The organism is Paraburkholderia sp. EG287B (genome assembly GCF_040965595.1).
Lineage (GTDB): Bacteria > Pseudomonadota > Gammaproteobacteria > Burkholderiales > Burkholderiaceae > Paraburkholderia.
Genome location: NZ_JBFRCG010000014.1, coordinates 187,902 through 209,655 on the forward strand (window position 1 = coordinate 187,902; position 21,754 = coordinate 209,655).

General features: G+C 66.4%; 23 protein-coding genes. 10 read left to right on the top strand and 13 right to left on the bottom strand.

The genetic code is table 11. From position 1 onward, the window contains the following. Together xdhB and xdhC are read left to right on the top strand one after the other, a co-directional pair. A complete protein-coding gene (gene xdhB, locus AB4Y40_RS26230; protein ID WP_368690285.1) occupies positions 1-2,367 on the top strand; it encodes a xanthine dehydrogenase molybdopterin binding subunit in 2,367 nt (788 codons plus the stop codon). Next, a complete protein-coding gene (gene xdhC, locus AB4Y40_RS26235) occupies positions 2,364-2,954 on the top strand; it encodes a xanthine dehydrogenase accessory protein XdhC (protein WP_368690286.1) in 591 nt (196 codons plus the stop codon). Before xdhB ends, xdhC begins: the two co-directional genes overlap by 4 nt. Positions 2,955-3,015: 61 nt before the next feature. Here the strand turns inward: xdhC and AB4Y40_RS26240 are convergent, their stop codons facing one another. From AB4Y40_RS26240 to AB4Y40_RS26250, 3 genes are all read right to left on the bottom strand, one after another. Beyond that, on the bottom strand, positions 3,016-4,026 hold the full coding sequence (locus AB4Y40_RS26240; protein ID WP_368690287.1) for a LysR family transcriptional regulator: 1,011 nt from the start codon (positions 4,024-4,026) through the stop codon (positions 3,016-3,018). A 158-nt stretch (positions 4,027-4,184) separates the two neighbouring features. Then, positions 4,185-4,838 (bottom strand): 2-hydroxychromene-2-carboxylate isomerase, encoded by a 654-nt coding sequence (locus AB4Y40_RS26245; RefSeq protein ID WP_368690288.1) that lies wholly within the window; start codon positions 4,836-4,838, stop codon positions 4,185-4,187. 79 nt (positions 4,839-4,917) lie between these two features. After that, a complete protein-coding gene (locus tag AB4Y40_RS26250) occupies positions 4,918-6,417 on the bottom strand; it encodes a TAXI family TRAP transporter solute-binding subunit (protein WP_368690289.1) in 1,500 nt (499 codons plus the stop codon). Positions 6,418-6,987: 570 nt separating this feature from the next. On the opposite strand from AB4Y40_RS26250, the gene AB4Y40_RS26255 reads away from it, so the two are divergent. Both AB4Y40_RS26255 and AB4Y40_RS26260 read left to right on the top strand, forming a co-directional pair. Then, a complete protein-coding gene (locus AB4Y40_RS26255) occupies positions 6,988-7,341 on the top strand; it encodes a BON domain-containing protein (RefSeq protein WP_069267735.1) in 354 nt (117 codons plus the stop codon). Between the two features lie 337 nt (positions 7,342-7,678). Further along, on the top strand, positions 7,679-7,939 hold the full coding sequence (locus AB4Y40_RS26260; RefSeq protein WP_158757093.1) for a hypothetical protein: 261 nt from the start codon (positions 7,679-7,681) through the stop codon (positions 7,937-7,939). 40 nt (positions 7,940-7,979) lie between these two features. Here the strand turns inward: AB4Y40_RS26260 and AB4Y40_RS26265 are convergent, their stop codons facing one another. Then, on the bottom strand, positions 7,980-8,768 hold the full coding sequence (locus AB4Y40_RS26265; protein WP_342921587.1) for a sulfite exporter TauE/SafE family protein: 789 nt from the start codon (positions 8,766-8,768) through the stop codon (positions 7,980-7,982). Between the two features lie 324 nt (positions 8,769-9,092). Between AB4Y40_RS26265 and rarD the strand changes: the two genes are divergently transcribed. Together rarD and AB4Y40_RS26275 are read left to right on the top strand one after the other, a co-directional pair. Next, a complete protein-coding gene (gene rarD, locus AB4Y40_RS26270) occupies positions 9,093-9,980 on the top strand; it encodes an EamA family transporter RarD (protein ID WP_368690290.1) in 888 nt (295 codons plus the stop codon). Between the two features lie 170 nt (positions 9,981-10,150). After that, the gene (locus tag AB4Y40_RS26275; RefSeq protein WP_069267732.1) at positions 10,151-10,531 is read left to right on the top strand and encodes a DUF5594 family protein; all 381 of its coding nucleotides are present in this window, start codon (positions 10,151-10,153) and stop codon (positions 10,529-10,531) included. A 24-nt stretch (positions 10,532-10,555) separates the two neighbouring features. On the opposite strand, the gene AB4Y40_RS26280 is transcribed toward AB4Y40_RS26275, so the two are convergent. The 4 genes from AB4Y40_RS26280 to AB4Y40_RS26295 are packed head-to-tail and all read right to left on the bottom strand — an operon-like array spanning position 10,556 to position 13,432. Further along, complete coding sequence (locus AB4Y40_RS26280) at positions 10,556-12,172, bottom strand: TIGR01244 family sulfur transferase (protein WP_368690291.1); 1,617 nt, start codon at positions 12,170-12,172, stop codon at positions 10,556-10,558. Positions 12,173-12,211: 39 nt separating this feature from the next. After that, entirely contained in the window at positions 12,212-12,664 is a 453-nt protein-coding gene (locus AB4Y40_RS26285; protein ID WP_368690292.1) for a DUF6691 family protein, read from the bottom strand. A 1-nt stretch (position 12,665) separates the two neighbouring features. After that, on the bottom strand, positions 12,666-13,100 hold the full coding sequence (locus tag AB4Y40_RS26290) for a YeeE/YedE family protein (protein ID WP_368690293.1): 435 nt from the start codon (positions 13,098-13,100) through the stop codon (positions 12,666-12,668). Further along, on the bottom strand, positions 13,097-13,432 hold the full coding sequence (locus AB4Y40_RS26295; protein ID WP_028202089.1) for a metalloregulator ArsR/SmtB family transcription factor: 336 nt from the start codon (positions 13,430-13,432) through the stop codon (positions 13,097-13,099). The genes AB4Y40_RS26290 and AB4Y40_RS26295 overlap by 4 nt, the downstream gene beginning before the upstream one ends. 116 nt (positions 13,433-13,548) lie before the next feature. Here AB4Y40_RS26295 and AB4Y40_RS26300 point away from each other — a divergent pair, with 116 nt between their 5' ends. Then, the gene (locus AB4Y40_RS26300; protein WP_368690294.1) at positions 13,549-14,448 is read left to right on the top strand and encodes an MBL fold metallo-hydrolase; all 900 of its coding nucleotides are present in this window, start codon (positions 13,549-13,551) and stop codon (positions 14,446-14,448) included. A 77-nt stretch (positions 14,449-14,525) separates the two neighbouring features. On the opposite strand, the gene AB4Y40_RS26305 is transcribed toward AB4Y40_RS26300, so the two are convergent. Then, positions 14,526-15,629: an acyltransferase family protein gene (locus AB4Y40_RS26305; RefSeq protein ID WP_368690295.1), complete on the bottom strand. Its 1,104-nt coding sequence runs from the start codon at positions 15,627-15,629 to the stop codon at positions 14,526-14,528. Between the two features lie 271 nt (positions 15,630-15,900). Between AB4Y40_RS26305 and AB4Y40_RS26310 the strand changes: the two genes are divergently transcribed. Then, the gene (locus AB4Y40_RS26310) at positions 15,901-16,869 is read left to right on the top strand and encodes a zinc-binding alcohol dehydrogenase family protein (protein WP_368690296.1); all 969 of its coding nucleotides are present in this window, start codon (positions 15,901-15,903) and stop codon (positions 16,867-16,869) included. A 27-nt stretch (positions 16,870-16,896) separates the two neighbouring features. Further along, positions 16,897-17,073: a DUF1427 family protein gene (locus tag AB4Y40_RS26315; RefSeq protein ID WP_035512139.1), complete on the top strand. Its 177-nt coding sequence runs from the start codon at positions 16,897-16,899 to the stop codon at positions 17,071-17,073. A 63-nt stretch (positions 17,074-17,136) separates the two neighbouring features. Here AB4Y40_RS26315 and AB4Y40_RS26320 read toward each other — a convergent pair whose 3' ends face one another. Beyond that, the gene (locus tag AB4Y40_RS26320; protein WP_254318411.1) at positions 17,137-17,592 is read right to left on the bottom strand and encodes a host attachment protein; all 456 of its coding nucleotides are present in this window, start codon (positions 17,590-17,592) and stop codon (positions 17,137-17,139) included. 306 nt (positions 17,593-17,898) lie between these two features. Between AB4Y40_RS26320 and AB4Y40_RS26325 the strand changes: the two genes are divergently transcribed. Then, positions 17,899-18,591 (top strand): pyridoxamine 5'-phosphate oxidase family protein, encoded by a 693-nt coding sequence (locus tag AB4Y40_RS26325; RefSeq protein ID WP_368690297.1) that lies wholly within the window; start codon positions 17,899-17,901, stop codon positions 18,589-18,591. Between the two features lie 35 nt (positions 18,592-18,626). Here the strand turns inward: AB4Y40_RS26325 and AB4Y40_RS26330 are convergent, their stop codons facing one another. The 3 genes from AB4Y40_RS26330 to AB4Y40_RS26340 form a co-directional block, all read right to left on the bottom strand. After that, complete coding sequence (locus tag AB4Y40_RS26330) at positions 18,627-18,761, bottom strand: entericidin A/B family lipoprotein (RefSeq protein ID WP_368690298.1); 135 nt, start codon at positions 18,759-18,761, stop codon at positions 18,627-18,629. A 160-nt stretch (positions 18,762-18,921) separates the two neighbouring features. Continuing rightward, on the bottom strand, positions 18,922-20,025 hold the full coding sequence (locus tag AB4Y40_RS26335) for a glycosyltransferase (RefSeq protein WP_368690299.1): 1,104 nt from the start codon (positions 20,023-20,025) through the stop codon (positions 18,922-18,924). A gap of 89 nt (positions 20,026-20,114) precedes the next feature. Continuing rightward, a complete protein-coding gene (locus tag AB4Y40_RS26340; protein WP_368690300.1) occupies positions 20,115-21,494 on the bottom strand; it encodes a calcium-binding protein in 1,380 nt (459 codons plus the stop codon). Between the last annotated feature and the right edge of the window lie 260 nt (positions 21,495-21,754).

Genomic DNA, 21,754 nt, shown 5'->3' on the forward strand with positions numbered 1-21,754 from the left:
ATGAACCAGCAAGCCGAACCGTTCCTGGACGAACTCAAGGCACGCGAGCCCTTCGCGCAAGTGCACGTCTCGCGCCCGCACGAGTCGGCGTATCTGCACGTGAGCGGCCGCGCGACCTATACCGACGACATTCCGGTCGTGGCCGGCACGCTGCACGCCGCGCTCGGGCTTTCGCAGAAGCCGCACGCCCGCATCGTGTCGATGAACCTCGCCAAAGTGCGCGCGACGCCGGGCGTTGTGGCGGTGCTCACCGCCGAGGACATTCCCGGCGTGAACGACTGCGGCCCGATCATCCACGACGATCCGGTGCTCGCCGACGGCCTCGTGCAGTACGTGGGCCAGCCCATGTTCATCGTGGTGGCGACGTCCCACGACACGGCGCGCCTCGCCGCGCGCCGCGCCGAGGTGCAGTACGAAGAGCTGCCCGCCGTGCTCACGGCGCAGCAGGCGCGCGCCGCGCAGCAGTCGGTGCTGCCGCCGATGAAGCTTGCGCGCGGCGAGGCGTCCACGCGCGCCGCGCGCGCCGCGCATCGGCATGAAGGCGAGATGCTGCTGGGCGGCCAGGAGCAGTTCTACCTCGAAGGCCAGATTGCCTACGCGGTGCCGAAGGACGACGACGGCATGCACGTGTGGTGCTCCACCCAGCACCCGAGCGAGATGCAGCACCTCGTTGCGCATGTGCTGGGCGTCGCCTCGCACAACGTGCTCGTGGAATGCCGCCGCATGGGCGGTGGCTTCGGCGGCAAGGAATCGCAGTCGGGCCTCTTCGCCTGCTGTGCGGCGCTCGCCGCGTGGAAGCTCCTGTGCCCCGTGAAGCTGCGCCCCGATCGCGACGACGACATGATGGTCACGGGCAAGCGCCACGATTTCCACTACACGTACGAAGTGGGCTACGACGACCAGGGCACGATCGAAGGCGTGTCGGTCGACATGACCTCGCGCTGCGGCTTTTCCGCCGACCTCTCCGGCCCGGTGATGACGCGCGCGGTTTGCCACTTCGACAACGCCTACTGGTTGCCCGATGTGTCGATCGCCGGCTTCTGCGGCAAGACCAACACGCAGTCGAACACGGCGTTCCGCGGCTTCGGCGGCCCGCAGGGCGCGTTCGCGATCGAATACATCATGGACGATGTCGCGCGCACGCTCGGCCTCGATTCGCTCGAAGTGCGCCGCCGCAATCTCTACGGCAAGACGCAGAACAACGAGACGCCCTATGGCCAGGTCGTGGAGGACAACGTCATTCACGAGCTGATCGACGAGCTGGTGGAAACGAGCGGCTATCACGTGCGGCGCGCCGCGATTCGCGAATTCAACGCGAACAACGATGTGCTCAAGAAGGGCATTGCGCTCACGCCGGTCAAGTTCGGCATTGCGTTCAACGTCACGCACTTCAACCAGGCGGGCGCGCTCGTTCACATCTACACCGACGGCTCTGTGCTCGTGAACCACGGCGGCACCGAAATGGGCCAGGGCCTGAACACGAAGGTCGCGCAGGTCGTGGCGCATGAACTGGGCATCGAGTTCGGCCGTGTGCGCGTGACCGCGACGGACACGAGCAAGGTCGCGAACACCTCCGCCACGGCGGCATCGACCGGCACCGACCTGAACGGCAAGGCGGCGCAGGACGCCGCACGTCAGCTGCGCGAGCGCCTCGCCGCGCTGGCGGCGACGACCTACGGCAAGGGCGAAGTCAGCGCCGCCGAGGTGGGCTTCGCCAACGACTCCGTGATCGTGGGCGAGACGATCGTGCCGTTCGAGACGCTGGTGTCGAAGGCCTATCTCGCGCGCGTCCAGCTCTGGTCCGATGGTTTCTACACCACGCCCAAGCTGTACTGGGATCAGGCGACGCTGCGCGGACGGCCGTTCTACTACTACTCGTATGGTGCTGCGGTATCGGAAGTCGTGATCGACACGCTCACGGGCGAAATGCGCGTGCTGCGCGCCGATGCGCTGCACGACGTGGGCGCGTCGCTGAACCCGGCGCTCGACGTGGGCCAGGTGGAAGGCGGCTTCATCCAGGGCATGGGCTGGCTCACCACGGAAGAACTGTGGTGGAAGCCGGACGGCAAGCTCATGACGCACGCGCCGTCCACCTACAAGATCCCGACCGTGAACGACACGCCCGCCGAATTCAATGTGCGGCTCTTCAAGAACCGCAACGCGGAGGACAGCATCCATCGTTCGAAGGCCGTGGGCGAGCCGCCGCTGTTGCTGCCGTTCTCGGTGTTCTTCGCGATTCGCGACGCCGTGGCGAGCGTGGCCGACTACCGCTTCAATCCGCCGATGAATGCGCCGGCCACCGCCGAGGAAATCCTCAGGGGCGTGCGCGCGGTGCGGGCGATGGCGCGCGAGGGGGCTGGGAAATGAATCGCCATCCTGAACATTGCGTGCGCGTCGACGAAACCGGGCGCGTGATCATCGGCCGCCGCAGCACGCCGGTGCTGCACTACGGGCCGATGCACATCGTGCTGTTCGGCGCCGGCCACGTGGGCCATGCGCTCGTCACGCTGCTCGGCATGCTGCCGTGCGTCGTGCAGTGGGTGGACGAGCGCGACGAGCTGTTCCCCGACGAGGTGCCCGCCAACGTGCAGATCGAAGCGACGGACACGCCGGCGGCCATCGTCGACGAAGCGCCGGCGGGCGCGTATTTCCTCGTGATGACGCACAATCACGCGCTCGACTTCGAGCTGACCGAGCGCATCATGCGGCGGCGCGATTTCGCGTGGTTCGGGCTGATCGGCTCGAAAACGAAGCGCGTGAAGTTCGAGCGGCGGCTCATGGAGCGCGGCGTGGAAAGCGGGCGCATGGACGAGATGACGTGCCCGATCGGCGTGACGGGGATCGTCGACAAGGCGCCTTCGTCGATTGCGGTGGCGGTCGCCGCGCAACTCATGCAGATGCGGGTGGCGCAGCGCCCGGCGGTGGTGAGAACGGTCGCGCTCGAGCGCGCCTGATTCCACGCGCCGCGCAAGCGAAACGGGCGCCTCGATGACGAGGGCGCCCGTTTGTGCTGGTTCAAGCCGCTTCGAGCGGCGGTGTGGGCGTCGCTTCGCTTGCCGCGCTCGCGGCCTTCTTCGCCCCGGCGCGCTTCGTCCCGCGCTCGGCGGTCAACGATCCCGACACCTCCTCGATCAACCCGCGCAGCCATCCCACATCGCTCGGCCGGTCCGGCTGCGGATGCCACATCTGATAGCAGTGAATGCGCGGAAACGCGAACGGCGTCTCGACGACGGCGATGGGCATGAGCTTCGCGTAATGCTGCGCGAAGCGGCGGGTCGTCGTGAAGATCAGGTCCGATTGCAGCAAGACCTGCGGCACGAGCCCGAAGTAGGGCAGCGTCGCGACGATGCGGCGCTCGGCTTTCGCCTTCGCAAACCCCAGATCGATCGCGCTCGCGTGCGAGCCCGTATAGGGCGTGGGCGCGAGGTGGGGCGCGGCGAGATACGCCTCGCGCGTGAGTTCGCGGCGCGCGAGCGGATGGTCTGCGCGCATCATGCAGACGACCTTGTCGGAGAAGAGGTCGCTGCGCGCGAAACGCGCCTCGGGCTTCGGCCAGTTGCCGATCACGATGTCGAGTTCGCCCGCGTCCAGCGCGCCGTGATGATCGAGCGTGGGCGAGAGCGAGAGGATTTCCAGCCGCGCCGCCGGCGCCGTCTCGCGAAAGCGCGCGATCAGCGTCGGCATGAAGAAGTCGTTGAGGTAGTCGGGGGCCGCGAGGCGGAACGTGCGCTTCGAGCGCTCCGGGTCGAAGTCGCCGTGCGGCGTGGCCACGAACTCCACGTCGCGCAGCACGCGCTGCGCATGCTGCAGCAGCGACTCGCCGTACTCGGTCGGCACCATGCCGGCCTTGCCGCGCACGAGGATCGGATCGCCCAGGATCTCGCGCAGCCGGCGCAGCGCCGTGCTGATGGCGGGCTGGGTCTGGTTCAGGCGCAGCGCGGCCTGCGTGACGCTGCGCTCGACCAGCAGCGTGCGCAGCACGCGCACCAGCCAGATGTCGAGGGTGAGGGCGTTATCGTCGTCCATGGGGTGTGGCGGGCAAGGGCGCGTGCGCGCAGACGAACAGCGTTGCGCGCACGGATTCAGCCATAACCATATGCCTGCTCGTGCGCTACCGCCATAGGGCGCGCGGCATGACCGGCATCAGAAGGACGCGCGCGGGATGGTTCTGCGGCGCGTTGCCGTCACTCGGTAACCGGCTTCACGAGCCCCGAAGGCAGCGTGGTGATGCGCTTGACCTCGCGCGAGTCGAGCCAGTTCGGGCTGCGCGCGCAGTAGAGCACCATCGGCAAGGCGTCCTCGCCCCAGAAGAGCTGCTTGTTCATCCAGAACGTCGGCACGCCGAACACGCCCATCGCGATCGCGTCGTTGGTGTTGCGGCGCAACTGCGCGCGTACGGCTTCTTCCTCGATCAGCGACTCGCCGTGCGGAATGCCCACGCGCTCGCAAAGCTGCTCGAAGCCCTCGTCGCTCGACGGGTCGCGCCCCTCGCGCCAGATGAAGCGGAAGATCTCGCGCACGCACGCGAATTCGCCGCCCGCCGCGATGGCGAGCAGCATCGGCCTGACCGAGTCGAACGGGTGAGCGGGCGGCATCTTGAACGGAATGCCGAGCTGCTCGGCGCGAAACAGCGCGTGCCGGTAGGTGAAAACGCGCTTGGCCGGGACCGCGGAACTGAGCGGCTGGCCCCAGTGGCGGTATAGCTCGGAAAGCAGCACGGGCGTCGGCACGAAATCGAAGCCGGGCCACTTGTCCTGCTGTTCCAGCAACAGATACGAAAACGGCGACACGAAGTCGTAAAACCAGGCCGGCTGGCTGGCGTCGATGCCGTCGATCATGCTGTTCCTCCTCTCCAGGGCGATATCCGGGCCATTGCCTGCATGGCCCATTGTTCGGTTCAAAATGCGTGCAGCGGCGCTAATGCGTGCGCTCGCCTGTTTCATTGCCGCCGCTTTCGTTTGCATGGCTCGCCTCTGTACCTGCTGTGCCTGCCTCGTTGCTACCGCCTTCCGGCGCCTCTGCGTCTTCGGCGCTTTCCGTTGTCTGCTCTTCTTCAGCCCCGGCGCCTGCGTCCGGCGCTTCGCGCGTCCCGGCAAGCCGCGCGCGCACGAAGCCGATGTGCTCGCGCAGCACGTAGAACTGTTCCGCATAGGCGAGCGGCATTTTCATGCCGTTCACCGATTCCTCGATCTTGTCGAGCTGGCGGATCAGCGCCCGCCGCTCGGTGGGCGAGTTGTCCGCCATCGCGGCGCGCTCGAGTGCGATGAGCGAGCCGTACCAGCGGTAGATGCGCGATTTTACCCGCCAGGCGTAGAGCGAAGGCACGATCCGCAGGCCCGGAATCAGCACGACGATGATCGGCACGAGCAGCACCACGAGCCGGTCGGCGAGGCTCGCCACCCAGAAGGGCAGCACGCGGTAGAGGAAGCTCTTGCCCGACTTGTAGTAGCGCGCGGCGTCGGCGCTGATCGGGAAGTCCTGGGCACGCGGCGCCGGGAATTCGCCGGCGCGCTGCAGCAGGGTGGAGCGGCCGTGCACTTCCTTGGCCGCTTCGATCAGCAGGTCGGAGAGCGCGGGATGCAGCGAGTCGCGCGCGACCAGTTCGGCCGTGGGCGCGATGAAATGCAGGGGAGCGGCCGGCAGGTTGCGGCCGAAGTCGAACGCGCCCATCGGGATCGTGATGGCCGTGAGGAACGGAAAGCGCCGCGCGTAGGCGTCGGCCTGGACGAAGTCGAAGAAGCGCACGCCCGGCATGCGCATGAGGCGGCCCATCACGGGCGGCTGGGCGGAGTCGCCCGCGAGAATCGCGACGTCGATCTTGCCCGCCACGAGTTCGCGCGCGGCGTCGTCGCCGGAAAGCGGCAAAAGCTTGGTCGGGCCGCCTGGCTCGATGCCGTTCGCCTTGAGCAGCGTGAGCGCGAGCTCGCGCGTGCCGCTACCCTCGGCGCCGATGGCGATGCGCTGGCCTTCGAACTGCGAGAGCCGTGTGGCGACGGGGCCGTGATAGAAGACCACGAGCGGCACGTAAGCCACGCTGCCGAGCGAGACGAGGCCGCCTGGCACCTTGCTCGCGAGGCCGTCCTGCACGAACGCGACGTCGACGTTCGACTTCGGGTCGGCGAGACGCTGCAGGTTCTGCGCCGAGCCCTCCGATTCGAGCACGTTCAGCGTGATGTTGTTGCGCGCGAGGATGGCCTTGTATTTTTCCGCGGCGTTCCAGAAGGTGCTGCCCTTGGGCCCCGCGCTCATGGTGAGCGTGTTGGGCGGCGCGGGCTGGATGAGGCGCACCGCGAGCCAGATGGCCGCCGCGCTTACGAGCAGGATGGGACCGAACGTGACGGCCAGGTCGCGCCACGAGATCGCCACGAAACGCGCGACGAGACGGGGAGGAGGTTTGCGGCCGGTGCGGGACTTCATCGGGGTGGGGCGGGCCTCGGGTGGTTCGGGGAGTGCGGGTCGGGTCCGCGTCGGGTCCGGCGCTGGCGCCGGCTCGGCTCAGGCGCGCGCGCCGCGCGGGCTCTGTGGTGCCGATGGTACATGAGATTCGGCGTTGCGGCGGCATGCCTGGGTGCCCCGCGAACACCTTAAGCGCATGCTGCACGCGCCTGAGCTAAACTCTTTGCGCTTGCGCCACAGCCAGGCTAAATTGTGATTCGCCTGCTGCGCTTCGCAAGGCGCGCCGGGGCCCGGGAGTGGTGGAGAAGTTGAACGAGCGGGCTCGCGCGAGCATCAATTCATAACAACGGGAAACGGGCACGGACCTGTTCCGGCGGGTGTCATTCGACGTCCTTTCATCCTTTTGCCTCTCGCATCGCGTCCAGACCCTGGCCGTGTACGCGCGCAGTGCGCGCTGTGCGCTGCCATCGGTAGTGGTAACAAAGCCGTCGGACCATGGCTGACGGGCGGCCTTCGAGCCGTCCTCCGGCAAGGCAGGCGGTCCTATTGCAGACAACAACTCGCAACAACGCGAAGACACAAGGAGAAAACATGAAATCGGTCGCTATTCTGAAGACGCTGGGCGTGGCACTGTGCCTGTCGGTAGCTTGCAGCGCGTCGTACGCGCAGGACGAGTCGGCAAGTGCTCCCGCCGCCACCACGGCCGCTCCGGCCACCTCGGCCAAGAAGGCCGACCGCAAGCTGGGCTACACGGTGCGCAAGGCGCTCTCGAAGACCCAAGGCCTCGACGTTTCCAAGCTCAACGTGCGCTCGCACGGTGGCGCTGTCACGCTGACCGGCACGGTGCCGGATCAGGGCCAAATCGACAAGGCTGGAGAAGTCGCGAAGGGTGTGCCTGGCGTGACGTCGGTGTCGAACAAGCTGACGGTCAGAGTGGAGCAATAAACGCAGCAGCGCACCCTGGAAACGGGGCGCCTGTGCTCAAGCGACAGCAAAAAGCCCGGCCGCTACAGGCCGGGCTTTTTTTGTGCGCATAGGTCTCGCAGGCGTACGGTTGGCGTGTGCTTGGGGGCAGTTATCGCTCGAAGCCGGCAGCTTGTACGCGTAGCGCGTGAACCTGCAGCCCGCAAACGCAAGCGGCATGCGATTGCGTCATGTTGCACTGCAGCCGCCAAAGTGTAGTTTGACACACAGTCTTCCCGCCGTTGGGGGTATACCGTGGGTATCGCGCGTCTTTCCCGAGGTCGAGCGCGGCCTCATCGCTGGAAAGCAGGAAATCGCCATGACCATTCACACCTACACCGACTTGCCGCTCGTCGACCGGGCGGCCTTCGAGCTGGCCTGTGCGCGGCACGGCTTTGCGCCCATGCAGTTCGACATTCGCGGCGAAGCCGATCCCAACGACCCGGACCATGGCGACATGCTGATCGTGCGGCGCGGCGCCTGGGCGCAGGCTTACCGCATCGACGCCCGCGGCCAGTGGCTGCGCCAGTTCGAGGTCGATCTCAACGGGAGATTTTTCCGCCAGGCGCCCCACGCTTGAGCGTGCGCGAGGTGCGCGGCGGGCATGGCGTGTGCCGCATTCAGGAGAGCACGAGCCGCACGCCCACGAGCGTGAGCGTCGCGGCGAGCAGCACTCGCAGCAGCTTTTCGGGAGCCTTGGTGGACAGCAGGCTACCGATCGCGATGCCGGGCAGCGAGCCGCACAAGAGCGAAAGCAGCATGTGCCAGTCGATCGAACCGAGCAGCCAGTGGCCGGCGCCCGCGAGGAGCGTGAGCGGCACGGCGTGCGCGACATCGGAGCCGACGATGCGCACCGTGGGCAGCGCCGGGTAGAGCAGCAGCAGCACGGTCACGCCGATGGCGCCCGCGCCCACCGAGGTCAGCGAGACGAGCACGCCGAGCACCGCGCCCGTGAGGATCGTGAAGAAGAGCGTGCGCGCTTCGCCCGGCCCGTGGCGGTGGCGCGAAGCGAACGCAGCGAGCTGCGGGCGGAAAATGAGCGCGACGGCCGTAATGAGGAGCGCTACGCCCAGCACGGCCTGGATCAGATGCCCGGCGCGCGGCGTGTCCATGCCATAGCGGTGCAGCAGGATCAGCGTGATCGTCGCGGCGGGCACGCTGCCGGCTGCGAGCCGCAGCGTCACGCGCCAGTCCACCGAACCCTTGAGCCCGTGCACGAGCGTGCCCGCGGATTTGGTCGCCGCTGCGTAGAGCAGGTCGGTGCCGACAGCCGTGGCCGGATGCACGTTGAAGACGAGGACCAGGATCGGCGTCATCAGCGAGCCGCCACCCACGCCGGTCAGGCCGACCAGAAATCCGACGAACAGGCCGGACAGCGAATACAGCAGATCGATATGGGGGAAGGACATCGCGCGCGAAGAGGCCGGTTCAGGGGGCTACGCCCGCGCCTGCCGCGTTGAGAACAGCGCGCGCCGTAAGCGGCGCGTCAGGCTGGACAACGGCCAGGGCTGGCGGCGAAAATCCGCTATTGTCGCAAAACCGGCGGCTTGGCGCAGGGTTTAGCGAAATCAGGCGCGTTGCGCCTGGCTTTCAATTGCCTTCGCACGGTCCCACAGGCAGGATGCGGGCCAGATGCCAGCTCGCAGCTTCACGTGCCTTGCGCGTCCCTTTGCGCGCAGGCACGTGCCGAACAGCGCCGCGCAGCACTGGCGCCACCATAATCCGAATCGAACATGAATCCCGGCATCCTCTACGCCTTCGCTGCATTCGTTCTCTGGGGGCTCTTCCCCATCTACTTCAAGACGCTGCACCAGATCCCCGCGCTCGAAATGCTCGCGCACCGCATGGCGTGGTCGCTCGTGTTCGTGGTCGCCGTGCTCGTCGTGCGCCACCACTGGCGCTGGCTCGGGCCCACGCTGCGCGACCGCCGTCTGCTCGGGCGCTTCGTGGCGAGCGCCGTGCTGCTTTCGGCCAACTGGGGCATCTATATCTGGGCCGTCAATGCCGGGCATATCGTCGAGGCGAGTCTCGGCTACTTCATCAATCCGCTCATCAACGTGCTGTTCGGCTATGCGTTCCTGCGCGAGCGCCTGCGCCCCCTGCAATGGGCCGCCGTGGTGCTGGCCACCGCGGGCGTCGTGTGGCTCACCTGGCAGAACGGCGCGCCGCCGTGGATCAGTCTCGCGCTCGCCGTGACCTTCGGCGGCTACGGGCTTTTGCGCAAGACCGCGCAGCTCGGCGCGCTCGAAGGCCTAGCGCTCGAAACCGTGCTGCTCTTTCCCGTTGCGGTCGTTTATCTGACGATCGTGGGCCTGGCCGGCGCGAGCCACTTCACGCATGCGTCGCGCGGGCTGCAGCTGCTGCTCGCGGCCTCCGGCCCGATCACGGCGGTCCCGCTGCTCCTGTTCGGCGCGGCCGCGCGGCGCATTCCGCTGTCGATGCTCGGTCTGATCCAGTACGTCACGCCCACGCTTCAGCTGCTCACCGGCGTGCTCATCTACGGGGAGCCGTTCGGCGCGGTGCGCGCCGTGGGTTACGGCGCGATCTGGGTCGCGCTCTTCGTGTATTCGCTCGAAGGCGTACGCAGCCTTGTGGCCGCGCGGGAGCGCCGCGCGGCGTGAGGGGGCTGGGCGGCGGTGCGCTGCCGGGCATTGGCTGACCTGCCGGCGGCGCGGTAGGATGCCAGGACGACGCGCTGCACGGTCGTGGTGAATCGCGTGCCGGTTGCGCGATCCAGTCGTGACCGGCAGTGCCTTGATCCGCAGTCAATCCTCAGTGGAGTGTCCCGCGCATGAGTATCGAAGCCGTTCGCCGGTTCGAGGAAGAATTCGCGCCGCGCATTGCGGCGAAGCTGGCGAAACAGTTCGGCCCTTCGGTGCACGTCGATGTCGTGCCCAACGCGGGTCACGGGCATCCGACGCGCGTGCGCCTGCGCGGCGTCGCGAACGAGCACCGGCATCCGTACGTGTATCCGCTGAACGTCTCGCTGACCTGGGACACCGAGGAGATCGAGCGCCTCATGGAGCCCGGCGGCGAAGCGCGCTTCGAGCACTATCTCGAAGCGACCGGGCGCAAGCTGGCGTCATGGGAGTCGGCGCGCTCCGTCGATTTCGCCTCGCGCACGCAAGGCGAGCCCGAGGTGCTGCTAGGCGGGCTCGATTTCGAGGGCTAAGCGCGCCCTGGCCCTCGAGTGTCGTCAGCCGCGCGCAGCCCGCGTGAGCCATTCGCGGCCCTTGAGCATGCCCCACCAGTAAAAGCTCGGCAGCACGCTCGCCTTGAGCAGCCACATGAGGCGGCGCGGCCGCGTCGGGTCGAGCGGGAAGGTGGGCAAAAGGCGCCCGCCGTAACCGAACTCGGCCAGCACGACCTTGCCCTTCTCCACGGTGAGCGGGCACGAGCCGTAGCCATCGTAGCGATACGCGAGCGGCGCGCCCGCACGCGCGGCGAGCAGGTTTTCGGCCACGATCACGGCCTGCTTGCGCGCGGCCGCGCCGGTCTTGGCGTTCGGCGCCGAGCACACGTCGCCGAGCGAGAACACGTTCGGATAGCGCGGATGCTGGAGCGTGGCGTGATCCACTTCGCACCAGCCGGCTTCGTCGGCGAGCTGGCTGTCGCGGATGAAGTCGGGCGCGGCCTGTGGCGGCACGGCGTGCAGCATGTCGAAGCGCTTTTCCACACGCGTGACGTTGCCGTTCGCATCCTTCACTTCGAAGGTGGCGATGCGCGCCGGGCCGTCCACGGCCACGAGATTCGACGAGAACGCGAGGTTCGCGTTGTAGCGCTTCACATACGCCATGAGCGGCGGCACGAAGGTCGCCACGCCGAACAGCACGGCGCCCGCGAGATTGAACTCCACGTTGACCTGGCCGAGCACGCCCTGGCGTTGCCAGTGGTCGCACGCGAGGTACATGGCTTTTTGCGGCGCGCCCGCGCACTTGATCGGCATGCCGGGCTGGCTGAAGAGCGCCGTGCCGCCCTTCATCTGCTGCACGAGCTGCCAGGTGTAGGGCGCGAGGTCGTAGCAATAGTTCGAGGTCACGCCATGCTTGCCGAGCGTTTCCGTGAGGCCCGCAATGCGCTCCCACGCGAGCCGCAGTCCCGGTGCCACGATGAGCTGGCGGTAGGCCACGCGCACGCCGCTGTCGAGCTGCACGACGTTCGCTTCCGGCTCGACGCGCGTGGCGGCCGCGCGGAACCACTTCACGCCCGCGGGCATGACGCTCGCCATGGGCCGGCGCGTTTTCGTCACGTCGTATGCACCGCCGCCGACCAGCGTCCACGCGGGCTGATAGTTGTGGTGATCGCTCGGCTCGACGATGGCGATCTTCAGGTTCGGCTCGCGGCGCAACAGGCTCGCGGTGACGGCGATGCCCGCCGTGCCGCCGCCGATCACGACGACGTCCCACGTTTCGCCTTCCCACGCGCAGGCCGCCGTCGCGGCGCGCGCGGCGTTCGCGGGTTGCGCGGCCTGGGTGGGCGCGCCTTGCTGCGCGAGCCGATAGAGGCTCGTGGCGCGGTTGCCGCTGCGGCAGTACGCGAGCACGGGGCCGGGCAGATCGATCAGCAACTGGGCGAAACGCGCAGCGTCTTCGGCGGTGATCTGGCCGGGCTTCACCGGCAGATACGCGAACTGCAGACCGAGCTGCGAGGCCGCAGCGCGCAGCGCCTGCGACGTGGGTTGCGCGTCGCCGCCCTCGCCATCGGGCCGGTTGCAGATGATCGAGCGATAGCCCGCGGCCTGGAGGGCGGCGAGGTCGTCGGGCGTGATCTGGTCGGCGCTCGCGAAGCGCGCGTCGTGTTGCGTGATTTGCATGTAATTTTGGTCCCGATGCTGGTGCGGCGTAGCGCTGCTTTATTGCGGTTTCGTGCTGATTCGTGTGGCTTCCTGCGAACGGCGGTGCCGCTCCAGCAAGGCGAAAATTGCCATGCCCGCGAGCATGGCGGCGACGAAGAGCCAGGCGCGCGGCTGTCCGCCGCCCGCGGCGACGAGCGCGGGGCCGGGGCAGAAGCCCGCGAGTCCCCAGCCCGCGCCGAACAGCAGGGCGCCGCCAATCAGCCGGCCGTCGATTCGGCGCGAGGTGGGCAGTTGAATCGGCGCGCCGGCGAGGCTCGACGCTCGCTTGCGCGCGAGCCAGAAGGCGGGCGCGGCGACTGCGATGGCGCCCGCCATCACGAAGGCGAGCGACGGGTCCCAGTTGCCGGCGAGATCGAGAAAGCCGAGCACCTTGGCCGGGTTGGCCATGCCCGAGACGAGCAAGCCGATGCCGAACAGCAAACCGCACGCGAACGCACTGAGTTTTCGCATTTCAGCCTCCGACCAGGTGACGCACGGCGAACACGGTGGCGAAGCCCGCCGCCATGAACGCGCCCGTGGCGACGAACGAGCGGCGCGAGCCGCGCGCGATCCCGCACACGCCGTGGCCGCTCGTGCAGCCCGAGCCGTAACGGGTGCCGATGCCGACCAGCAGGCCCGCCACGACCAGCGTGAGCATCGACGCATCGATCTGCGTGACCGGAAGCGTCGCGCGCAGTCGCCACAGCAACGGGGCGGCAATGAGGCCGATGACGAACGCGGCATTCACGCCGCGCTCGCCGCCCGAGCCCGGCAGCAACCCACCGAGCAAGCCGCTGATCCCGGCGATGCGCCCGTTCACGAGCACGAAGAGCGCGGCGGCCGCGCCGATCATCAGGCCGCCCGCGAACGAGGCGTAGGGCGTGAAATGAGCGAGGTCGAGACTCATGCCGGATGGACCTTGAGCCGCCCGCAATAGAGGCTCGAGAGCGTCTGCATGACCTGGATGACTTCGGGGCTCGCGAGGCGGTAGTAGATGTATTTGCCTTCGCGGCGCGTATCGACGAGGCCTTCGTCGCGCAGCTTGCCGAGGTGCTGCGAAAGGCTCGGCTGATGCACGCCCACCAACTCCTCGAGCTCGCCGACGTTGCGCTCGCCTTCGGTGAGCTGGCAAAGCAGCAGGAGACGGTCTTCGTGGGCAAGCGCCTTGAGCAGCGCACAGCACTTTTCGGCGGATTCGCGCAGGGCCGCGAGCGCTTCGGGCGTGAGTGGTGAGTTCATGTGTCGCCTCGTGGGACGAGGTTGCAAGTCAATGATCCAGATTATACTTTGTCTAAAAACATTATATAAATTTATAATATGTGTTTCAATAGAGGGTCATTTGTGCGGAGTCGTTGATGCCCAACCCAGTGTCCAACCCAGCCCAGCTACCTAAACCCGAACCGAGCGTCGAGCCCTTTTTCGACCCCGTCACGGCCACGGTCACCTACGTCGTGCACGCCGGGCGCGGCAGCGCCTGCGCGATCGTCGACCCGGTGCTCGATTACGATCCCAAATCGGGCCGCACCGCCACGGAATCGGCCGAACGCGTGATTGCGTTCGTGCGCGACCATGGCCTTCGCGTCGAGTGGCTGCTGGAAACGCACGCGCACGCCGATCATCTTTCGGCGGCGCCGTATCTGAAGGCGCAACTGGGCGGGCGCATCGCCATCGGCGAGCACATTCGCGCGGTGCAGGGCGTGTTCCGCGCGGTGTTCAATCTGGGCGAGACGCTCAGCCCGGACGGCAGCCAGTTCGACGTGCTGTTCCGGGACGGCGAGACATTCCAGGTCGGCGCTTTGGAGGCGCGTGCGCTGCACGTGCCCGGCCACACGCCTGCCGATCTCGCGTATCAGATCGGCAACGCCGTGTTCGTGGGCGATACGCTCTTCATGCCCGACGTGGGCTCGGCGCGCTGCGACTTCCCGGGCGGCGACGCGCACACGCTTTACCGTTCGGCGCGCAAGCTGCTCGACCTGCCGGGCGACACGCGGCTCTTCATGTGCCACGACTATCCGCCCGCTTCGCGCGGGCCGTGTTTCGAGACCACGGTGAGCGCGCAGCGCAGCGGCAACATCCATCTGAACGAGACCGTGAGCGAAGCGGCGTTCGTGCAGATGCGCACCGCGCGCGACCGCACGCTCGCCATGCCGAACCTGATCCTGCCGTCGATCCAGGTGAACATCCGCGCGGGCCGCATGCCGGAGCCCGAAGCCAACGGGGTGCGGTATCTGAAGATTCCGATCGACGCGCTTTGAATTTTTGCGGCGTGAGCTCCGCGTCCGGGAGCGCGGGAAAACGTCTTTGATCGCTCGCTGCCCGCGCACTGCGCTGTTCAGTTCGCGTCTTCGTTGACTGGCAAGTCGCCGGCCGCTTCCTCCTGCGAGCCCATGCCTGTATCGTTCGCGCCGGCAGTGCGCGATCTGCGCAACCGTATGGCCGGCACGGCGTGCAACAGACGACGCGCGTGCCTGTGCAGCGGCCAGTCGACGAACTGGTAGAGCGCGGCGCCCATCGCCGTCGCCACGATCATCGTGAGCGCCACCCCGAGCGGCGCAGTCGCGTCGAAGCCCTCGATAGCGTCCGGCAGCAGCTTGCGTGCAGCTTCCACACAGTATGGATGGCTCAGATAGATGGCATAACTCGCATTGCCGATGAATATGGCTGCGCGAGTCAACGAGCCCGAGCCCATCGCCGGTTCCAGGCTCAGTGTGCTGCCGATCAGCACGAAAGCCGGCAGGCCGTAGTAGAGCAGCGGTGCGTTGGAAAGGTCGTGCCAGTTGATGTAGGCCATCCACGCATAGGCCGCTACCGCGATGCATCCCGCAAGCGGCAGCTTGATCCGGATTCCGAACTTCCAAAGCTGGTAGGCCATGAAGCCGAGCGGGAACTCGAATAGGCGCTGGTTCGTATAGAACGCGGCAAACACGCCATGCGAGTGCGATGCCTTCGCCGTGCAAAAAATCGCAAGGATCAGCGCAGAAGTGAACAGCAGGCGGTGACGGCGCACCAGCATCAACGAAACGGCTGTGACTACGTAAAACAGCATTTCGTAGTTCAGCGTCCAGCCGACGAACAACATTGGGAATATCTGGCCGCTTTCCTTGCGATAAGGAATGAAAAAGAGCGACTTCAGCAGATTCCCGAGGTCGGCCGTCGTTGAATTCAACAACTCAGGCGCAATGAGTGCCCCAGCGAATACGCCAAACGTCAATACCCAGTACAGCGGCACGATGCGGGCGATGCGGTCCGCGAGGAAGCGCTGGGTGGTCAATTCTGGATTGTCCAGCACGAGCGCGATGACGAAACCGCTTATCACGAAGAAAATGTCGACGCCGAATTCACCGAACGTGTGTCCAGTCGGCGACATGATGTGAAAGAAGATGACCGTTGTTGCTGCAACAGCGCGCAGCACGGTAAGGGACTTTAGCTTTTGCATGGTGGATGCGCGGTCTGCGCGTTCGCCAATGGCGGCCTGAGCGGGATGTGCTGCGTTTCATCGCGGCTATTCTGACATCGCGGAAAGGTATGCGAATGCGTAGTTTTGTGTGCGCCCGTACAGAAGCCAGCAATTAGTTAAAGCGTTACCTTGTCCGAAATTCGAAAGCGTCTGTCCACACAACCGGGCTGCAGCAAACTACATTGGGTTTCAGTTCGATACCGCGTTCACGTAAGGCGTTGCGCGAAACCTGATTGCACGGAGTCCCCCCATGAAAGCCATCCAGTTCAAGACCTTCGGCAAGCCCGAGGTGCTCGAGTACCTCGATTTGCCCACGCCAACACCGAAAGCCGGGAGCGCGCTCGTGCAGGTGCGCGCCGCCTCGGTCAACCCGAGCGATGTGAAGAACGTCGCCGGCCATTTCGAGCACACGGTGCCGCCGCGCGTGCCGGGACGCGACTTCAGCGGTGTGGTCGTGGCGGGCCCCGCAGAGTGGCTCGGCGCCGAGGTCTGGGGCACGGGCGGCGACATCGGCTTCACGCACGACGGTACGCATGCCGAGTTCATCGAGGTGCCCGAGGCCGCGCTCGTGCGCAAGCCCGCGGCGCTCTCGCACGCACAGGCCGCGTCGATCGGCGTGAATTTCGTCGTGGCGTGGCTCGGTACCGTCGATTACGCGCGCCTCGCCGAGGGCGAAACGATCGCCGTGATCGGCGTGTCGGGCGGCGTGGGCGGCGCGGTCACGCAGATCGCCAAGGCGCGCGGCGCACGCGTGATCGGCGTGGGCCGCGAGGCGCCGCTTGCCGGTTCGCCGGCTGCGCGTCTCATCGACGCCTTCGTGCCCATGAACGAGCACACCGCAGATCGCGTACGCGAGCTGACGGGCGGAGCCGGCGCGGACGTGGTCTACGACGCCGTGGGCGGCGTGGCGTTCGAGCTGGCGCTCTCGCTTGCGAAGCGGCGCGGCCGCGTGGTCGAAATCAGCGCGACGGGCAAGCGCCGCGTGGAGTTCGACCTGATCGACTTCTATCACAACGAGACGCAGCTGCTCGGCGCCGATAGCGCGAAGCTCGGCGTGGCCGAATCCGCGCCGCTCATGCGCGCGATCGCCGAAGCGTTCGACGCGGGCCAGTTCGAGCCGCCCGTCGTGGCCGCGCACTTTCCGCTCGCGCGGGCGCGCGAAGCCTACGAGGCGGTCGCCGCGGGCACGCCTGGGCGCGTCGTGATCGACATGGCGTGAGCGCGCAACGACGAACGGGAGACGAAGATGAAGGGCTATCTGGTGTCGTTCGCGGTCGGCGCGCTCGCGGGGCTGCTCTACAACGTGCTGCAGGTGAAATCGCCCGCGCCGCCGACCATCGCACTCGTCGGGCTGCTCGGCATGCTGGCGGGCGAGAACGTCATCGGCGTCGTGCGCGCATGCGTCGCGCATCTCGCGGGGTGAGCGGGGCAATCCTTACTCACCGCGTCGGATATCGCTCCGCGCGGATTGTGCCGACAGGCTGGCTCACGCCTCGGCCCGCACGAGCCGCTCAGGCAGACGCGTGCGGAGTTCGCGTGCGTCGAGCGCCGCAAGATCCTTGTCGAGTTCGAGCGTGACGAGGCTGCGCGTTTGCGCGTCGATCGCCTTGCGCAGCGCGCCGAGGAACGCGGGCGGCGCCGCGAGCACGAGCGTGCCGTAGCGCGCGTCGTTGCGGGCCTTCGCGAGCGTCGTCGCGATCTCCGCTGCGAACACGGTGGCTTCGTGGTCGTGCTGGCTGGTGTCCGGATCGGTCGCGCTGCGGCCGAAGCCGACGCGGTCGGTGGTGCGCCCCGGCTTGTCGGTCACGAGGTTCTCGTCCGACATGCGGCCTTGCAGATGGAGCAGCGTCTCGACCTCATCGATGGCGCCCAGCGGGCTTTCGGCGGCGAAAATGCGCGCGGTCACACGGTTGGCGACGACAATCCAGATCGTTTTTGACATGTTCGACTCCCTGCCATGGCGCCCGGCGCATGCGGCCGCCGGGCGGTTGAGTGGACTCGGGCCTCGCGGCGTAAACATCAAGGGTAGCGCGCTTCGGGCCGCACGGCGCGGGAAGTGCCGCCGCGCTCGTCGGCGCGCCGCTGGCGCTCGCGCGAGACGCGAAAGTGTCGGAACAGCGAGCCGCGTGCCCGCTGGCGGCTCGCCCTTCCAGAATTTGGGAGGATGATTCTTGCTGGCGGTGGATTATCTTTTTCTGCGGGAGCGCCTAGCCTTTAGACTCCGCAGCGCGCTGCACAGGAGTCCGCCATGAGCCCGAACGACTCGACCGCCTCGAATGCCGATCGCATCCTCCGTTATCCGAGCGACGTCGCCTTCACGCCGACGGTCAAGGCGATGCAGGAGCGGCTGGGTTCGCGGGAACTCTATGCGCGCGTGGAGCGCGATCACGCGTGGGGCGTGGCGCTCACGCCGAAGATCCAGGAATTCATCGGCGCGCAGACGAGTGTATTCCTCGGCACCGCGAATACCGAAGGGCAGCCGTACATCCAGCATCGCGGCGGCCCGGCGGGCTTTCTGCACGTGGTGGACGAGCACACCATTGCCTTCGCCGATTTCATCGGCAACCAGCAATACATCACGCTCGGCAACCTGGCCGACAACCCGAAGGCGCATCTGTTCGTGATCGACTATGCGCGGCGGCGGCGCGTGAAGCTCTGGGGCCGCGCGCGCGTCGTCGAAGACCCGGCGCTGGTCGCGGAGCTGATGCCCGCGGGCTACCAGGCGCGCGCCGAGCGGGTGATCGTCTTCACGGTGCACGCGTGGGACATGAACTGCCCGCAGCACATTCCGCAGCGTTTCGAGGCAGCGGACGTGAAGTCGGCGCTAGACGAGCGCGAGGCGCGCATACGCGAACTGGAAGAGGCCGCCGCGCAACGCGAGGCCCGCGTGCGCGAACTGGAGGCAGAGGTTGCGCGGCTGCGCGAGGGCGCCGCGGCGTAAGCGGGCGCTCGCAGTGCGACGCGCCCGCAACCGGCTTACTTGACCTTGTCCGCTGTGTTGGTGATGGCCTGACCGCCCTTCGAAATGTCCTGGCCCGCGCCTGCGATGGTGTTGCAGGCGGCGAGCGTCACGGCGAACAGCGCAAGCGCAAACGCGAGATAACGGCTCATATCGGCTCTCTCCCTGAATCGAATAGACGGCAAATAGCGTCGAATGGAAGCGGCGGCGGGCATGGGGCATGCGCGCCGTCTTTTCTTTCGATTCTACGCGCGAAGCGGGGTCACATGCGCCGAGGCTGTGCAGCGGCGCATGCGTGACATCAAGCCGTGTTCAGCGCTTGCGCGTCCTGCGCACCACGAGCCACTTGGGCGAGCGAAAGCGCACGATGCTCACATAGAGCCACACGTAGGTGAGCGCGAACAGCACGACGAAGCAGAACAAATGCAGCGTGTGGCGCCAGAACAGCGTGGCCGGAATCACGGCGATCAGGCAGAGCAGCCACAGGTAGGGCGAAGTGAGCGAATTGCGCCGCGTGAGTTCGCGGGCGTTGCGCGCGCCCACGACCCAGCGCATGAGGCGCTTGTAGACGAGCATGTGCAGGTGGACGCCGTCGGGAATGCCGGGCGACATGCCGCGCACGAACTTTTTCCGGTAGATCGAGAAGCAGGTCTCGAAGATCGGATACATGAAAAGCAGCACCGGATACCACGCCGACACGTCGCGGTTGCGCATGACGAGCAGGATCGACAGCTCGGCCAGCATGAAGCCGATGAAATACGCGCCGCCGTCGCCGAGGAAGATCAGGCCCGCCGGGAAATTCCACATAAAAAAGCCCAGCACGGCGCCCATCATGATGAACGACGCGGAGAGCACCACGGGGTCGTGCACCTGGAAGGCCACGTAGGCGAGCGAGGCGAACATCATGAACGCGACCATCGAGGCGAGGCCGTTGAAGCCGTCGATGATGTTGATCGCGTTGGCGAGTGCCGCGACCGCGAGCACGGTGATGACGAAGGAAATCGCCGCGTAGGAAAGCAGAAAGTCGAGCGGCGGCACGCTGATGCGCGTGACCGCGATGCCGAGGAACCAGAACGCGAGCGCGGCGGCGCCCATCGTGCACAGGAGGCGCACAAGCGGCGAAACGCGCTTGGTCAGGTCTTCGATCAGCCCCGAAGCGAACGCGGGCAGCCCGCACGCGACGATCCCGAGTATGCCGCCCGAGACAGCCGGATACGCTCCATGCAACTGCGCGGCCGCGACGATGAGCCCCGCGAGGATGCCTGTTCCGCCGATGCGCGGCACGGGACGCACGTGGAATTTCTGCACGCCCGCGAGATCGGAATCGACGGAGAACCTTTCATGCAGATGCGCGTAACGCACGATCAGCAGCGTGACCAGCAAGGAAACGAGAAAGCCGAGGGCAAAACTGAGCATGAAAGGAAACCGCGACCGGAAGGAGGAATGCGCGATTATACAAAGGCGGACAGGCTGCCCGCCCGAAGCTCATGCGCTCGGCGCTGCGCTCAGGTTCCCGGTGTGTTCGCGGGCGTGATTTCGAGCAGGATGATGTGGTCGGGTACTTCCACGGTGAGTTGGCGCACGTCGCGATGGATTTTGCGCGGTTCCGCCGGAGCGAGCGGATCGTAAATCTCGACACGTTTCGCTGTCTCGCCAAAGTCGAGACCGACGCGCGCGGGCGGGCTGGTGAGCGGCTTTGCTGTCGCACGGTCCCAGATGAGCGTTTCGTTCCAGAGCACCAGCACGAAGCGGCCGTCCTTCTTCTGCAGCAGCAGACTATTCGCCGATTGCGGCATATCCGAAAGCGTATAGGCGAGCGTGTTGCGCGCGGCTGCGCTTGCGCGTCGCGTGGAGTTGGCGTTCAGGAACGACGTGAGATTGCGAATGGCGTAGGCCACCGGCTTGGGACTGTTGTCGTTGCGAAAGAGCCCGTAATGCATTTCATCGTTCTTGTGTGCCGGATCGGGCTTTTCGTCGAGCAGTTCATAAACATAGAGCCGCCTCACGCCCGCCGACGCCGCATCCATATAACCGTTGAGCACGCCCTTGGCCTGCGTGTCCTCGTCGACGCCGAGCATGTACCAACCCGCCTGCGGCAATGAAAAGTAGCCGAACTCGGTGATGACGAGCGGCAACTGAAATCTCTGGCCCAGGTGAATGGCCGCAAGCATCCACTTGTCGCCGTTCGCGTTCCAGAGAGGCTGCTCGCCGTTTTGCGGGTAGACATGCTGATTCGCAAAGTCGGCCGAAGCTGCACGCGTCTCGACTGACTTGGGGTCGAAGCCGGTCGCGTCGTAGACGGGCACCGCCTTGAGCTCCGGCATGCCGTGCACGCGTGCGTAGAGGTCGCGCTGCACAGCGAGCCCGGCTGCCGCGCCGGTAAGCCCCTGGTAAGCGACTGGAAAGTTGTTGAGTTCGTTGGGGCCTTCGATGGCCGCAACGCTGCCGGGCACCTCGGTATTCAACTGCGCAACCTGCCCGATGTGCTTCTCGAAGTCCGCGCCCATCAGGAAGTTGAATTTCACTCCGCGCTGCGCGAGATAGACATAGCTGGAGAACGGAATGGAAGAGCCGGGCGGGTAGTCGCGGACGTGGTGAATGCCGAGCCACGCCATATCGTCGGCGACGTTGTGCACGTTGACATACGCGCCGTCGGTATAGCTGACGTGGGTGTCGACAGCGAGCGTCTGGAGGAATTCGTCGGCTGGCATGGCGTGCACAGCGTCGCCCGCGTGCACCGCCGTTGCACACGCGAGTGCGCAGATACCTGCTGCGAAGCTTTTAATGGCACGCATGCCGAACGGCCAGGTCCGTTTCGCGTGGCTCGCGTCTCGCGAACGGGCGGTACCGGTGAGCAGACGATGGGTGGTTGCTACGGAATGCATCACGGCGTATTCCTCGCGTGGAGCGGTTGCCGGCTACCGATTACGCGCGCTTGCTCGCTCCACGCCGGCATTTTCAATTGGCTTACCCACGTTGGAGGCGCAGCCAGAAAGCATTTTGCCGCGTCATTGGCTACATCATGTGTGCGACGGCGAACGGATAGACACTCCACAGGAGATTAGATTCCGTCTATCACAGATGTCGCGATCGAATAATGAAAATAGAGTCGATTGTCGCGATTTTCAGGGTAAACAGTTAGGGA

What these genes read in the sequence shown, in the direction of transcription:
- AB4Y40_RS26255 (WP_069267735.1), top strand. Translation starts at nt 6,988, where the DNA reads ATGAAATCGGTCGCTATTCTGAAGACGCTGGGCGTGGCACTGTGCCTG.
- xdhB (WP_368690285.1), top strand. Translation starts at nt 1, where the DNA reads ATGAACCAGCAAGCCGAACCGTTCCTGGACGAACTCAAGGCACGCGAG.
- AB4Y40_RS26250 (WP_368690289.1), bottom strand. Translation starts at nt 6,417, where the DNA reads ATGAAGTCCCGCACCGGCCGCAAACCTCCTCCCCGTCTCGTCGCGCGT.
- AB4Y40_RS26245 (WP_368690288.1), bottom strand. Translation starts at nt 4,838, where the DNA reads ATGATCGACGGCATCGACGCCAGCCAGCCGGCCTGGTTTTACGACTTC.
- AB4Y40_RS26240 (WP_368690287.1), bottom strand. Translation starts at nt 4,026, where the DNA reads ATGGACGACGATAACGCCCTCACCCTCGACATCTGGCTGGTGCGCGTG.
- AB4Y40_RS26330 (WP_368690298.1), bottom strand. Translation starts at nt 18,761, where the DNA reads ATGAGCCGTTATCTCGCGTTTGCGCTTGCGCTGTTCGCCGTGACGCTC.
- AB4Y40_RS26290 (WP_368690293.1), bottom strand. Translation starts at nt 13,100, where the DNA reads ATGAGTCTCGACCTCGCTCATTTCACGCCCTACGCCTCGTTCGCGGGC.
- xdhC (WP_368690286.1), top strand. Translation starts at nt 2,364, where the DNA reads ATGAATCGCCATCCTGAACATTGCGTGCGCGTCGACGAAACCGGGCGC.
- AB4Y40_RS26265 (WP_342921587.1), bottom strand. Translation starts at nt 8,768, where the DNA reads ATGTCCTTCCCCCATATCGATCTGCTGTATTCGCTGTCCGGCCTGTTC.
- AB4Y40_RS26300 (WP_368690294.1), top strand. Translation starts at nt 13,549, where the DNA reads ATGCCCAACCCAGTGTCCAACCCAGCCCAGCTACCTAAACCCGAACCG.
- AB4Y40_RS26280 (WP_368690291.1), bottom strand. Translation starts at nt 12,172, where the DNA reads ATGCAAATCACGCAACACGACGCGCGCTTCGCGAGCGCCGACCAGATC.
- AB4Y40_RS26310 (WP_368690296.1), top strand. Translation starts at nt 15,901, where the DNA reads ATGAAAGCCATCCAGTTCAAGACCTTCGGCAAGCCCGAGGTGCTCGAG.
- AB4Y40_RS26335 (WP_368690299.1), bottom strand. Translation starts at nt 20,025, where the DNA reads ATGCTCAGTTTTGCCCTCGGCTTTCTCGTTTCCTTGCTGGTCACGCTG.
- AB4Y40_RS26320 (WP_254318411.1), bottom strand. Translation starts at nt 17,592, where the DNA reads ATGTCAAAAACGATCTGGATTGTCGTCGCCAACCGTGTGACCGCGCGC.
- AB4Y40_RS26285 (WP_368690292.1), bottom strand. Translation starts at nt 12,664, where the DNA reads ATGCGAAAACTCAGTGCGTTCGCGTGCGGTTTGCTGTTCGGCATCGGC.
- AB4Y40_RS26305 (WP_368690295.1), bottom strand. Translation starts at nt 15,629, where the DNA reads ATGCAAAAGCTAAAGTCCCTTACCGTGCTGCGCGCTGTTGCAGCAACA.
- AB4Y40_RS26315 (WP_035512139.1), top strand. Translation starts at nt 16,897, where the DNA reads ATGAAGGGCTATCTGGTGTCGTTCGCGGTCGGCGCGCTCGCGGGGCTG.
- AB4Y40_RS26295 (WP_028202089.1), bottom strand. Translation starts at nt 13,432, where the DNA reads ATGAACTCACCACTCACGCCCGAAGCGCTCGCGGCCCTGCGCGAATCC.
- rarD (WP_368690290.1), top strand. Translation starts at nt 9,093, where the DNA reads ATGAATCCCGGCATCCTCTACGCCTTCGCTGCATTCGTTCTCTGGGGG.
- AB4Y40_RS26340 (WP_368690300.1), bottom strand. Translation starts at nt 21,494, where the DNA reads ATGCATTCCGTAGCAACCACCCATCGTCTGCTCACCGGTACCGCCCGT.
- AB4Y40_RS26275 (WP_069267732.1), top strand. Translation starts at nt 10,151, where the DNA reads ATGAGTATCGAAGCCGTTCGCCGGTTCGAGGAAGAATTCGCGCCGCGC.
- AB4Y40_RS26325 (WP_368690297.1), top strand. Translation starts at nt 17,899, where the DNA reads ATGAGCCCGAACGACTCGACCGCCTCGAATGCCGATCGCATCCTCCGT.
- AB4Y40_RS26260 (WP_158757093.1), top strand. Translation starts at nt 7,679, where the DNA reads ATGACCATTCACACCTACACCGACTTGCCGCTCGTCGACCGGGCGGCC.